Genomic DNA, 12990 nt, shown 5'->3' with positions numbered 1-12990 from the left:
GGCATGCAGAATTGGACACAGCATGACCGAAACCATCAGCGCACGTTCCTTCGGCATCACCGATTTCGACACCCTCGCGGCGTTGGAGTCGGAGTCGATCCACATCTTCCGTGAGGTGGCAGGCGAATTCGAGCGGCCGGTGATCCTGTTCTCCGGCGGTAAGGATTCCACGGTGCTGCTACATCTGGCGCTCAAGGCCTTCTGGCCCGCGCCGCTGCCCTTCGCACTGCTGCACGTCGACACCGGGCACAACCTGCCCGAGGTGCTCGAATTCCGCGACAAGGTGGTCGACAAGTACAGCCTGCGACTGCATGTCGCGAAGGTCGAGGACTATCTGGCCGACGGTCGGCTCACCGAGCGTCCGGACGGCATCCGCAATCCGCTGCAGACGGTGCCGCTGCTGGATGCCATCACCGAGCACCGCTTCGACGCGGTCTTCGGCGGCGGCCGTCGCGATGAAGAGCGCTCGCGCGCCAAGGAGCGGATCTTCTCGCTGCGCAATGCCTTCGGGCAGTGGGATCCGAAGCGGCAGCGGCCCGAGCTGTGGAATCTGTACAACGGCAAGCACGCTCCCGGCGAGCACGTCCGCGTCTTCCCGCTGAGCAACTGGACCGAACTCGATATCTGGCGCTATATCGCGCGTGGGGACATCGATCTGGCGAGCATCTACTACGCGCACGAACGTCCGGTGTACCAGCGCGACGGCATGTGGATGACGCCCGGCGTCTGGGGCGGCCCGCGCGAGGGCGAGGTGCTGCAGACCCGTTCGGTGCGCTACCGCACCGTGGGCGACGGCTCCTCCACCGGCGCAATTCTTTCCGACGCGGCCGATAACCAGGCGATCCTCGCCGAAGTGGCCGCGTCCCGTTTGACCGAACGCGGCGCAACCCGTGGTGACGACCGAGTATCGGAGGCCGCCATGGAAGACCGCAAACGAGAAGGATATTTCTGATATGTCCGACCTACTGAGGCTGGCCACCGCCGGTTCTGTCGACGACGGTAAGTCCACCCTGGTCGGACGGCTGCTCTACGATACGAAATCCGTACTGGCCGACCAGATCGACGCCGTCACCCGCGCGTCGGTGGACAAAGGTCTTGCCACACCGGATCTTTCGCTGCTCGTGGACGGGCTGCGTGCCGAACGCGAGCAAGGCATCACCATCGATGTCGCCTACCGCTACTTCGCAACGCCCAGGCGGTCTTTCGTGCTCGCGGATACTCCTGGGCATGTGCAGTACACCCGCAATACGGTCTCCGGCGCCTCCACCGCGCAACTGGTGATCCTGCTCGTCGACGCGCGTAAGGGTGTCATCGAGCAGACTCGTCGGCACGCCGCGGTACTCGCGCTGCTCGGCGTGCCGAAGCTCGTGCTCGCGGTGAACAAGATCGACCTGGTTGATGACCCGGCGACCGTATTCGCCGCGATCTCGGCCGAATTCAACACCCTTACCAGCACACTCGGCTGGGCCGCCGAGGACGTGCTGGAGATTCCGGTCTCCGCGCTGCACGGTGACAATATCGCCTCACGCTCGGCGAACACCCCGTACTACGACGGTCCCACGCTGATCGAGCACCTCGAATCGGTGCCGGTTGATGCCGACAGCTCGGGCGCGCACGCGCTCGGACTGCGCTTCCCGGTGCAGTACGTGATCCGCCCGCGCACCGCCGAATACCCGGACTACCGCGGCTACGCGGGCCAGGTCGCGGCGGGTTCGGTTTCGCCAGGCGACGAAATCGTCGTGCTGCCCTCCGGAATTCGCTCCACCGTCGAGCGGGTCGACACCCCCGATGGTGAGCTCGCCGTCGCACAGGTCGGCCGCAGCGTCACGCTGATCCTGGCCGACGATGTGGACATCTCACGCGGTGACATCATCGCCTCCCCGACCGATGCCCCGGAGCCGATCGACTCGTTCGACGCCACCGTCTGCTGGCTCGGCGACAAGCCGCTGCGTCCCGGCGCGCGACTGCTGCTCAAACACGGCACTCGCACTACGCAGGCGATCGTCGGCGCGCTCGTCGAGCGGTTCGACGAGCAGAACCTGACCGCGCAGGCGAGCCCGGAATCGTTGACGCTCAACGATATCGGCCGCATCTCGGTGCGCGTCGCCGAGCCGATCGCGGCCGACGACTACCGCGTCAACCGGCACACCGGCAGCTTCCTGCTCATCGATCCGGCGGGCGGCAATACCCTCGCCGCCGGTCTGGTCGGTGACGTGCTGACCGCGGTCGAGGTCGGAGTCTGAGGTGAATCCGCCCGGCGGTATCGGCTCGGTGGCACGGCTGCCGGGCGGGTTCATGTGGGCGGAACTGGAACGCTTATCCGAACACGGACGCGGACCGAATAGACCGATGTTCGGGCCGCTGCGGGTCACGGCGGCCACACGTATCGACGGATATGCCGAGCCGAGACCGGCGCTCATCGCGGTTGCGCACGGCAGTCGGGACCCACGCTCGGCCGCGACGATTTCAGCGGCCGTCGCCGATATCGCCGCCGCCCGGCCGGATATCGATGTGCGGCTCGCATTCCTCGACCTGAATGCGCCATCGGTCGAGCAGGTCGTGAATGCCGTTGCCGCGCAAGGACATACACAGGCAGTCGTAGCACCGCTGCTGCTGGGTAGCGCTTACCATGCGCGAGTCGACCTCCCCGGCCTGCTCGCCGCCGCCCGCAGCGCCCACCCGCAACTCCTGCTGACCCAAGCCGATGTTCTCGGGCCGGACCCGCGACTGATCACTGTTCTCCGTAACCGCACGCTGGCGGCGCTGGGAGCGATGAGTGATGCTCGACCTCAGCACGGTGAACCACCCGACGGGGAGGCAACCGTGGGGGTCGTCGTGGCGGCGGTCGGGGCCGCGTCGGCGGCAGCGAACGCGAGGACCGGTGGGGTTGCGAAACAACTCGCGACGCTGACCGGTTGGCTGACCGAGACGTGCTTCGCGACCACCGAACCTTCTGTCAACCAAGCAATTTCACGTCTGCACGCCAAAGGTGCCCAGCGGGTGCTCGTCGCGCCATGGTTCCTCGCATCCGGTCTGCTCACCGATCGTCTGGTGGCCGCCGCACCGGATGTGGTGCACGCGCAGGTCATCGGGCCGGATACAGCGTTGACCGACATAGTTTGGGACCGTTACGACACCGCACTCAGCAGTGCTGTGGGCCTGTCTGCCTGATCCTCGGCATTGTGCAAAACCCCCATTACCTCGAAATCCTCGCCCGACCCTGAGGCTCGAGCATGCGTTGGTGGAGGGGCATTCTCGAGTTTGCCGCCACCAATCGCCAGGTGATCTTCGGTCCAGCTTCAGTGGCCGAACCAGCGCTCCAGGATTTTGGCGACGCCGTCGTCGGCGACATCGCCGGCGACTTCGTCCGCCCAGCTGCGGACGTCGTTCGGTGCATTCGCCATAGCCACGGAATGTCCCGCCCACCGCAGCATTTCGCGGTCGTTGTAGCCGTCGCCGATGGCGAGGGTCGCGGCGCGAGGGACGCACAGTGCGGTGCGCAGCCGCTCCAATGCCCAACCCTTGGACACACCGCGGCGCGAGACGGTAAGCCACGGGCCGAATTCGCCGTGCACCCAGCTCGCACCCGGTACCCGAAGTTGGGCGAGCAGCCGCAACATCTCGTCCAGGGAGCCGTCGGGCCACCAGCCGTTGAGTCGCGGAGTCGGCTCGCTGCTCAACGCGCCGTCATCGACGAGAACGTATTGGCCGATGGAGAATTCGCCCGGACTGATCCCTGTGGCCCAGGTACCGATGCCGACTTTCTCCACCGCGAAGATCATCTCCGGAAACAGTGCGCGCAAGGCCGCCACCGCGGGACCGGGGTCGAAGGTCTGCACCGCTACCGGCTCGCCCTTCGCCACATCGATGTGCACCGCACCGTTGGAGCACAAAGCATGTCCATCGACCAGCCCGAGCTCGTGCAGCACCGGCCGCGTCGTTACCAACGTCCGCCCGGTCGTCACGACAACGTGCGCCCCTGCGCCCACCGCCGCCCGCACAGCATTGACCACCCGTTCACTGACCGGCGATCCCGTCTGCAATAACGTTCCGTCGACATCCAGCGCAATAAGTTGAGGTCCCCCGTCTACCACCGACTCATTGTGCACCGCTATAACACTCGGCGTCATCGAAATTCGGCCGGTCCGAATGTGTCGTGGCACTTGCGAAACGGGACCGGCGACGCGAACGGCACCATTCCTGCTCGAGATTCGCATTCCTAGCGAATGTCGCAAGGAGAGCGAACCAACGAATGGTGTGGATCCATGCCGGCGTTCGGCAGTCGGATGCGCCACGAACGGCCGTGTAGACCAGCGACTTTCATCTATGCGCCGATGCTGCCGAGGTGATCGTTCGCAGGCTCTGCCAGGCCGCTCACCTGCGAACCCCAATATTTCGAGCCCCGCCGCGACATCGTTTGGCAGACCCGGTACGGCTTCTGCCGGGCCCCAACCCACCGAAACCACCACACACTGATCCACCAAAGGACCTCGGCACGAAGCGCCACCGGCACCAGCACAGCCGCTAGGCAGGCTGCGCACCGGCACGAACGGCCGCCCCTCTTCTCGCGATGCGCCTGATCGGGGATTATCGGCGGGCACCCCCGCCAGCACCGAGGCCGCCCGAACCATGCGAGAAGCCACCACCGGACGAGATGCCACCGGAGTGGGTGCTACCGCCGGTCGAACCGCCGGAGTGGGTGCTACCGCCGGTCGAACCGCCCGGCATACCGCCGCCGATCGAGCCCGAGGTACTACCGCCCGTTGAGCCTCCCGAAACCCGACCATTCGTCGAGCCTCGCGAAGCACCGCCCCCGGTCGAGCCCGCTGCACCACTGCCTGTCGCCCCACCCGACCTAGCAACCCCAACCGACCCACCCGACGTGCCACCCCCGGCCGACCGACCGGGCATGCCACCCCCGGTCGAACCACCTGAGGTGCCGGCATTTGTCGAGCCACCAGAGGTGCCACCCCAGGAACCGCCACTGGAATGCCCCGACGCCGTGTCGCCGGACGCATCCCCCCTCCTGCTACCGGACCCGCTAGCGTTCGACGCGGTTCCGCCCGGTGCAACAGTCCCGGTGGATGTTTCGCCCCTACCCGGCGCGCTGTCGACAGTAGAGGTACCGTCCGTCCCGGGGATCCCGGTGCGCGGAGTTGCGGTACCGCCCGGGTGCATCACAGTGCCACCCGGATTCGTCGCGCTACCACCTGGAGTCGACGCCCCACCGCCTGGGTTCGTCGCGGCACCGCCCGGGTTCGACCCGGCACCACCCGGGTTCGACCCGGCACCACCCGGGTTCGTCGCGGCACCACCCGGGTTCGTCGCGGCACCACCCGGGTTCGTCGCGGCACCACCCGGGTTCGACCCGGCACCACCCGGGTTCGACCCGGCACCACCCGGGTTCGACCCGGCACCACCCGGATTCGACCCGGCACCACCCGGATTCGACCCGGCACCACCCGGATTCGACCCGGCACCACCCGGGATAGTGGGGACCGAACCGTGAAGGTTGACGCTCGGGATGGGCGTACCGGTGGCGGGCTGGTTCGGCGCGGCGGGGATCGGCTGGGGAGTTCGAAGGAAAGGCAGCGGGTTCAGGAACTGGGCCGGGTTGGCGTAGGTGCCGCCGGATTGCGATGTCCCACCGCGTGGTTCACTGTGTCGGCCACCGTGCGCCTCGGCTACGGACGGGCCGATCGCTGGTTCGGTCGGCGAGGTATACACAACGGGGGCGATCCGGTAGGGCGCTCGACCGGAATAGCCGAAGCCCGCCACCGTAGTGGCCCAATTGGCGGTGGCGGAACCGGCTTCGGCGAGTGCCTCGACGTGGGGCTCGAACAGTCGGTTGTCCATCGGGAAACCGTCCGGCGAGGCCTCCACCAGGGATGGCCTCGAGGGAATAGTCGGACCGCCGAATACCGTGACGGCCGATACCGCTACTGCGGAAGCCACTGCGGCACTGGAGAATACGGCAACCTTTGGCGCCCGATGTCGCCCGCCGGTCGACAACGGCGCGGAGCTGCGGGCCGCGTAATTGGCGGCTCCTACGGCGATGGTCTGCCCGGGATCGGCCGACATCACCACCGGCCGGCCGAGGTCGGCAAGGACGCGTGCGACCTCGACCGGACGGGTGGCGCCACCGACCAGCAAGATGTAGGCGACATCGGACAGCTTCCGCCCCGTCGATGCCACACATTCATGGACCACGTCGAGAGAGTCCCGGATGTGCTGGGCACGCATGCTCGTGATATCGACGATCGAGGTCATCTGCAGCATCGATCCGTTATCGCCGGGTTCGGCGACCCTGGCATAGCGCGCGATCATCGAACCGAGCGGACGACCACCGAAATCATATGAGCGCACGGACTTTCCGACGATCGGATGATCGTCCCAGTCCGGTCCGACCCGAACCATCGACACATCGAGGCTGGCCCCGCCGAGGTCGTATACCAGCACGAATCCGGACTCCAGCGGGCCGCGCTCCTGTTCGAGCCACTCCGCGGCCGCGACCGGTTCGGGGATGAGCAGGACCTCCCTGGCCCCGGCCAAATTCAGTGCCTGCCGCAGCAGCGACAACTGTTTATCGGAATAGCACGCGGGATAGGTGACCACGGCTCCCGTGGTCGGCGGGAAGGATTCGCGCAGGCCGTTCACCACAGCGGCTACCAAATTCGCGGGCGACCAGAACCGTCCGCCTACCACGACAGATTCCGGGTCATGCGCCAGATCGGCGAAATCCGTTACCGCCATATCGAGTTGGGGGATTCCGCCGATTCGGATGCCACCCATGCTGTCGAAGGTCACCACCGTGCGGCGCGTCCGCACCGACGACAACGGTCGCTCGCCGGTCACCATGGCGGATACGGAGTTCACTGAACCGATGCTGAAGCCTAGACCTGTAGTCATTCGCTATCCCGTCAACGCACCGAGACCACGTCCATCACACAGGAGATCCGTGTGGCCGCGGTCGCTTCCCAAACAGCACCCACAGGTTAGCTGCTGTCGGATAGATTCGGATGTCGAATTGATATGAAAATTTTGGCTTCCGTTGACAATGCGACAAATCACCAGCTAGAACGCTCGATAAAGGTCAATGCAGCTCCGTCGATGTTCGGTGTTTCGCGACCGAGGGCCCGATTCCGGTGCGGCAAGCCGGATTCCGCTACCGCACAGTAACTCGAACCCAGACCTGGTTCCGCCATAAAAAAACAGAACCTCCCAGAACCGACAACGCGCACCGACTGGTCGGTAACCAAACCATTGCTAGCGCCGTGGATTTCATGGCGCGCGCCCCGATCGCAAGAATGTGACACGTCGAACTCAATGACCGATTCCCGCTAGCAACACCATTCCCCGACCCGCTTGACTGGATTCAGCGATAGCAGACTCCCCGGACGAACCGAGCAGCGTGCCACCGCATCGACCACGAAATTGCGAGTACGAGAAGGGAACTCGAAGACGATGTCTGGCGCGATCCTCGATAACGCCTCTCGATAGGCGCGACGCCCGAGGGGCACGCGGCCATCGCCGCACCGCATCCGCTCGGCCGGATCAGCAAGCCGGAGGAAATCGCCTCGTTCTGCGCCTACCTGCTGAGCGATGAGGCCAGCTTCATCACCGGCGCCGCGCTCGCCATCGACGGTGGGTTCACTGCCAAATAATCGCCAACCGGCACGTCGGCCCGGCACTCACCCTCATCGCGTAGCCGTGCGCCGAGGTGCCGACCGTCGTCACGGACCCACCGTGCATCCACCATGTCGACGGTGGTCAAAATCCATTACCCCGTCGGCATTCCCGGCGACGGTTCGGTGCGCCGCCGGGTCCGCCTTCACCTCAGTCCGAGTTGCGATAAGTCCGCGACCACCGAGTCGCCGGGCAGCGCGAGCGCGAGCGCCACTCCAGCGGCCGACATCCCCGCCGCGATCGCTACCCGAGTCAAACGGCGTCTGGTGCGCCGGGAAAGCAGGAGCGCGCGCATCGTCACTCTGCGGTGCGTGCCGCGCGGCTTGTGCCGATGGTGATGGCCCGCCGCATCCTCGTCCGCGGCAGCGGCGCGGCGCGCCAAAATGGCAGCGCCGTCGGCGATCGTGCGCTCGGGATCCGGGGCCGTGATCACCGGGCGCGCCAATTCACCAGCGAGCACTTGGGCCACCTCGACCGGCCGGGCCGCGCCGCCGACCACCAGCACGCAGTCCACATCGGCCATGGTCACATCCGCCATCCGCAGACAGCGGTAGACCAACCTCAACGAGGATCGGATATGGGTGGTGCGCAATTCGTCGGTGGTGCCACCGGTGAGCGCATCGGAGATGGAGGCGGGCACGGTCCCGTTCCCGGCCCGTGCGGCGACCAGCGCGCCGAAGGCACGCCCGCCGAATTCCGTCGACCGAATCGGTACGCCGACAATCGGATTGCGCGGACGACCCGCGCCGACGCGGACCAGGGTGATGTCGAGGTTTGCCCCACCCAGGTCATAGACCAGGGCCAGCCCCGGCATCAACGGTCCGCGTTCGACCTCGAGCCAGGTGGCCGCCGCGACGGGTTCGGCGACCAGCGCGACCTGACTCAGACCGATCGCGTCCAGCGCCGCGCGCAGCTCCCCCAGCTGCGCGTCGGTGTAGCCCGCCGGATGCGTCAGCATGATCCCCGCACCGTCCGCTCGATGATCCCGACGCGCTTCGGTGATCAGACATTCCGTGACGACCGCGATGAGGTCGGCCGCGGTCAGGGCGCGGTGCCCGACCCTGGCGTGTTTGGTCTTGCGTTGATTCAGATCGGCGAATTCGGTGACGGCGCGCCCGTGCCGCGGAATCATGCCCACCCTGGCCATTCCGGCGCTATCGAAGGTGAGGGTGGTGCGGCGGGTGATGGCGGGCGAATGTTGGGCAGCGGAGCGGCGACCGGGTGGCGCCTTGGCCGACCCCTCCTCCGCCAGTGCGGAAACCGTGTTGACCGTGCCTATGCTCAAACCAAGACCAACCGCCATCGCAATCCTCTGATCGCCGAGCCGATTTGCTTCGAACCCCGATCACGCAACCACTCCGCGACTTTCCTGCCAACCACCGGACATACGGTTGTCCGCAGGCCGCCGCCACTGTCGCGGGTTGCACAAGATCCAGGCTCACCTGGAAGAAGACGGTGGCGCGCCGAAGTCGCGGCCGGATCTCTCTACGGCGCGCCGTAATTCGACGATGACCTGTTACTGTTTGCCAGCTGGACGCTATGCGAGTTCCGGTTTCCCACACCGGTATTCGCAAGCGATTCCGGTGCGGGAAATCGAATCCATTGCAGCCGTTTGCAACTAGTTAGCAACATTCCAGCACCGCTTGGGCACTCGCCGCCCGCGGCACCGGTCCCCGCGGTGGCCCGGGCAACCGCACCACCATCCGCGTGGCCTGCTGCTGCCACCGCGCGTACGCCGTCGGAAAGCCCGAGCGCTGCGCGGCCTGCGCCGCCTGCCACAGCGGTATCGCCTGGTAGTCCGGCGCGTGCACCAGCAGTGCGTCCAGGAATCGCTCGGTCGCATAGCGCAGATCGCTGAGCTGCTGCGGCGTACCCCAGCCCGAGGCGGGCCGCTGCTGGAACACCCCGATCGAGTCGTGATCGCTCGCCTCGGTCAGATTGCGCAGCAGCGATTCCTGCAGAGCCGCGGCCAGCGCGATCACCGCCGCATAGCCGGGCAGTTTACGGCGCAGAACCACTTCGACAATCGTTCGCGCGTTATCCCATTGTTCTGGATTCGGCGTGAAATGCCGTTGCTCGCCCACGATTCCGTGCGGTATCAACTGCGCCGGAGTGAGATCGACGTATGGGTTCGGGATCGGCTTCCCCACCGATTCCGGACCGATTGCGGCCACTTCGGGCACGTCCGCGGGAATCTCGGTGATAACCGGACCGTCGGGTGCGCGCACTGTCGGTGTTCCGGGTGGTGGTGCGGCGATTGCCGGATCGGATTGGCTGATCACCGCGACGCCGGCAGCAGCCAGCGCGAGAAATATCTGTCTTCGAATTGACATGGTGATCGATCAACTCCCCGCCGCCCGCACACGACTGGCGTCGCGCGGCTCGAACCGCACCACGTCAGGTCGAGCAGGCCGCGATCGAGCGGCCGGACCGGTTCATCCGGGCCGCGTTCGACGACCATTGCGAATGCTCGAATCGGATTTCGTTCCGATAACTCACCGGAACCCACTAGCACGTGTTTCGCATTCACCACGATATGAGACGTGGAAAGCGGAGTTCGGTTTCGACACGCCATAAAGGGCTGCGGATTTCACGCGGGACTAATCCGCAGCCATAAAGCGGAGTGGAATTCTCTCTTATCCCGCAGGCAGTTCCGGAATGCGGGTGGCGCGGGCGTAGACGGTTTCCCCGTCGCTGAGCTGCAGTGCCTCCGCATCACCGCGAGTCACCTGGGCGGCGAACAGATCGCCCGTTGCGGCATTACGCAACTCGACGCGCACCTCGAAGCCGAGGTGCACAACGCGTTCCACGGTGGCGCGGGTGACGCCCGCCGATTCCGCGGTGCCCTCGTTCCTCGCCAGCGCCATGCTGGCGTCGCGGCCGACGCGAATATCGTGCGGACGCACCAGATGTCCGTTGAGACGGGCGACGGCGCCGAGAAAGGACATGACGAATTCGTTGGCGGGCCGGTCGTAGACGTCCTCCGGGCTGCCGACCTGTTCGATGCGCCCCTTATTCATCACCGCGATCCGGTCGGCGACATCGAGTGCCTCTTCTTGGTCGTGGGTGACGAGCACGGTGGTCACGTGAACCTCCTCGTGCAGCCTGCGCAGCCAGGTGCGCAGATCGGCGCGCACTTTTGCGTCGAGCGCGCCGAACGGCTCGTCCAGCAGCAGCACCTGCGGGTCGACGGCGAGCGCGCGGGCCAGCGCCATGCGCTGCCGCTGACCGCCGGAGAGCTGGGCCGGGTAGCGGTGCTGGAAACCGTCGAGGCCGACGATGCCGAGCAATTCGTCGACGCGCTTGGCGATTTCGCTCTTGGGTCGCTTACGGATCTTGAGTCCGAAGGCCACATTGTCGCGCACGGTCATATGTTTGAACGCGGCGTAATGCTGGAATACGAAACCGATATCACGCTTCTGCGGTGGTATATGGGTGACATCGTTGCCCGCGATGGTGACGATGCCGGAGTCCAGTGTCTCCAGGCCGGCGATCGAGCGCAGCAGCGTCGACTTGCCCGAACCCGACGGGCCGAGCAGGGCGGTCAACTCCCCTGACGGGATCTCGATGCTGACATCGTCCAGGGCGGCGAAGGAACCGTAGTTCTTCTTCGCATTGGTCACGGTGATCACTTGGTGCCCCGCTTACGTTCGAGGAGGGTCATCAACAGGAGGACTACGAGGGCCAGGCCCATCAGCAGGGTCGCGGCGGCGTACGCGCCGAAGGTGTTGTGGTCGTTGATGTATCGACCGTGTACGAGCAAGGTCAGTGTCAGCGATTTACCCGGCAGCGCGGAGGACACCATGATCACCGCGCCGAATTCGCCGAGCGCACGCGCGACGGTCAGCACGACACCGTAGGTCAGACCCCAGCGGATCGCGGGCAGGGTGATCCGCCAGAACGTCTGCCAGCGGGACGCGCCCAGGGTAGCCGCGGCCTGCTCCTGATCGTCGCCGATCTCGTGCAGCACCGGCTCGACCTCGCGCACCACGAACGGCAATGTGACGAAAATCGTCGCGATCACCATGCCGGGCAGATTGAAGATCACCTTGAAGCCGATGTCTTTGAGCCCGCCGAACCAGCCGTCCGCACCCCACAGCAGGATCAACGCGACGCCGACCACGACCGGCGAGACGGCGAAGGGCAGATCGACGATGCCCTGCACCAGCGTGCGGCCCGGGAACTTGCCGCGCACTAGCGCGATCGCGGTGACGATGCCGAAGATGACATTCACCGGGACCACGATCGCCACGATGAGGATCGACAACTGGAATGCCGAGATCGCCGCGGGCGTGGAGATCGAGTCGACGAACGCGCCGATCCCCTTCTCGAAGGTGCGCCACAGAATGATGATCAGCGGCAGCACCAGCAGGATGAACAGGTAGCCGAGCGCAACCACGCGCAGCGAAATACGGGTCGGCCAGGGCAGCCTCATCGTGCCTCCTGCTCTTTGCGTGCGGTGCGCTCGGCCCACAGCCGCAGCACCAGCAGGGTCGCGAACGAGATGACCAGCAGCGCGACCGACACCGCCGCCGCGTTCACCGGCCGATCGATCTCGATCTGCTTCTGGATGTACTGCGAGGCCATCTCGGTCTTGCGCGGAATGGCGCCACCGATCAGCACCACCGAACCGTATTCGCCGATGGCGCGGGCGAAGGCGAGGCCACCGCCGCTGATAATGGCGGGCGCGAGGGTCGGCAAGACGATGCGGCGGAAGGTGGTCCAGTTGTCCGCGCCGAGCGACATCGCGGCCTGTTCTACCTCCCGGTCGGCCTCGATGAGCACCGGCTGTACCGACCGCACCACGAACGGCAGCGTGACGAACGCCAGCGCCACCACCAGGCCGGGCTGGGTGGCATTGAGGTGGATATCGATCGGACTCTGCGGACCGTAGAGCGATAGCAGCACGATGCTCGCGACGATGGTGGGCAGCGCGAACGGCAGATCGATGAGCGCGTTGACGATGCCCTTGCCCGGGAACTGATCGCGGACCAGCACCCAGGCGATCAGCGTGCCCATGACCACATTGATGACCGCCACCACCACGGAGACGAACACCGTGATGCGCAGCGAGTCGATGGCCGCGGGTGCGGTGACGGCATCCCAGAATCCGGACCAGCCGTCATCGAATGAGGTGACGGTGAGCGCGGCCAGCGGTAGCAGCACGATAATGCTGAGCCAGAGCACGGCGGTGGCGATGCCGAGCGGACCAACCGAACCGGTTACCCGCAGCCACGACCAGTTCCGGCCGACGGCCTTCGGGGTGGTGTCTTCGGAGCCGCCGGGACCGGGCGCATGCCCGAT

At 66.0% G+C, this 12990-nt stretch carries 11 protein-coding genes; 4 read left to right on the top strand and 7 right to left on the bottom strand.

From position 1 onward, the window contains the following. The first annotated feature begins 22 nt into the window (after positions 1–22). The 3 genes from cysD to ACW2Q0_RS25155 all read left to right on the top strand — a co-directional run bounded on the left by cysD (position 23) and on the right by ACW2Q0_RS25155 (position 3171). On the top strand, positions 23–952 hold the full coding sequence (gene cysD / locus ACW2Q0_RS25165) for a sulfate adenylyltransferase subunit CysD (RefSeq protein ID WP_457193373.1): 930 nt from the start codon (positions 23–25) through the stop codon (positions 950–952). Position 953: 1 nt separating this feature from the next. Further along, entirely contained in the window at positions 954–2243 is a 1290-nt protein-coding gene (locus ACW2Q0_RS25160; RefSeq protein ID WP_457193372.1) for a sulfate adenylyltransferase subunit 1, read from the top strand. Between the two features lie 106 nt (positions 2244–2349). Further along, positions 2350–3171 carry a sirohydrochlorin chelatase gene (locus ACW2Q0_RS25155; protein ID WP_457193429.1) on the top strand — a complete coding sequence of 274 codons (822 nt, stop codon included), beginning with the start codon at positions 2350–2352 and terminating at the stop codon, positions 3169–3171. A gap of 128 nt (positions 3172–3299) precedes the next feature. Here the strand turns inward: ACW2Q0_RS25155 and ACW2Q0_RS25150 are convergent, their stop codons facing one another. Together ACW2Q0_RS25150 and ACW2Q0_RS25145 are read right to left on the bottom strand one after the other, a co-directional pair. Further along, positions 3300–4109 carry an HAD family hydrolase gene (locus ACW2Q0_RS25150; RefSeq protein ID WP_457193371.1) on the bottom strand — a complete coding sequence of 270 codons (810 nt, stop codon included), beginning with the start codon at positions 4107–4109 and terminating at the stop codon, positions 3300–3302. A gap of 478 nt (positions 4110–4587) precedes the next feature. Beyond that, entirely contained in the window at positions 4588–6876 is a 2289-nt protein-coding gene (locus ACW2Q0_RS25145) for an Hsp70 family protein (RefSeq protein WP_457193370.1), read from the bottom strand. A gap of 620 nt (positions 6877–7496) precedes the next feature. Here ACW2Q0_RS25145 and ACW2Q0_RS25140 point away from each other — a divergent pair. Then, entirely contained in the window at positions 7497–7664 is a 168-nt protein-coding gene (locus ACW2Q0_RS25140; RefSeq protein ID WP_457193428.1) for an SDR family oxidoreductase, read from the top strand. 167 nt (positions 7665–7831) lie between these two features. On the opposite strand, the gene ACW2Q0_RS25135 is transcribed toward ACW2Q0_RS25140, so the two are convergent. The 5 genes from ACW2Q0_RS25135 to cysT all read right to left on the bottom strand — a co-directional run bounded on the left by ACW2Q0_RS25135 (position 7832) and on the right by cysT (position 12918). Next, positions 7832–8989: an Hsp70 family protein gene (locus tag ACW2Q0_RS25135; RefSeq protein WP_457193369.1), complete on the bottom strand. Its 1158-nt coding sequence runs from the start codon at positions 8987–8989 to the stop codon at positions 7832–7834. Between the two features lie 319 nt (positions 8990–9308). Continuing rightward, positions 9309–10019, bottom strand: coding sequence for a hypothetical protein (locus tag ACW2Q0_RS25130; protein ID WP_457193368.1), 711 nt, complete (start codon positions 10017–10019; stop codon positions 9309–9311). Positions 10020–10322: 303 nt separating this feature from the next. Next, positions 10323–11318, bottom strand: coding sequence for a sulfate/molybdate ABC transporter ATP-binding protein (locus ACW2Q0_RS25125; RefSeq protein ID WP_457193367.1), 996 nt, complete (start codon positions 11316–11318; stop codon positions 10323–10325). Further along, the gene (cysW, locus tag ACW2Q0_RS25120) at positions 11315–12121 is read right to left on the bottom strand and encodes a sulfate ABC transporter permease subunit CysW (protein WP_457193366.1); all 807 of its coding nucleotides are present in this window, start codon (positions 12119–12121) and stop codon (positions 11315–11317) included. The genes ACW2Q0_RS25125 and cysW overlap by 4 nt, the downstream gene beginning before the upstream one ends. Continuing rightward, positions 12118–12918 carry a sulfate ABC transporter permease subunit CysT gene (cysT, locus tag ACW2Q0_RS25115; protein ID WP_457193427.1) on the bottom strand — a complete coding sequence of 267 codons (801 nt, stop codon included), beginning with the start codon at positions 12916–12918 and terminating at the stop codon, positions 12118–12120. Before cysT ends, cysW begins: the two co-directional genes overlap by 4 nt. Positions 12919–12990 lie beyond the last annotated feature (72 nt).

It is taken from the genome of Nocardia citri (genome assembly GCF_054065835.1).
The sequence above is the reverse complement of the archived record's forward strand: the minus strand, read 5'-3'. Positions and strand labels throughout refer to the sequence as shown.

What these genes read in the sequence shown, in the direction of transcription:
- cysW (WP_457193366.1), bottom strand. Translation starts at nt 12,121, where the DNA reads ATGAGGCTGCCCTGGCCGACCCGTATTTCGCTGCGCGTGGTTGCGCTC.
- ACW2Q0_RS25160 (WP_457193372.1), top strand. Translation starts at nt 954, where the DNA reads ATGTCCGACCTACTGAGGCTGGCCACCGCCGGTTCTGTCGACGACGGT.
- ACW2Q0_RS25135 (WP_457193369.1), bottom strand. Translation starts at nt 8,989, where the DNA reads ATGGCGGTTGGTCTTGGTTTGAGCATAGGCACGGTCAACACGGTTTCC.
- ACW2Q0_RS25130 (WP_457193368.1), bottom strand. Translation starts at nt 10,019, where the DNA reads ATGTCAATTCGAAGACAGATATTTCTCGCGCTGGCTGCTGCCGGCGTC.
- cysD (WP_457193373.1), top strand. Translation starts at nt 23, where the DNA reads ATGACCGAAACCATCAGCGCACGTTCCTTCGGCATCACCGATTTCGAC.
- ACW2Q0_RS25155 (WP_457193429.1), top strand. Translation starts at nt 2,350, where the DNA reads ATGTTCGGGCCGCTGCGGGTCACGGCGGCCACACGTATCGACGGATAT.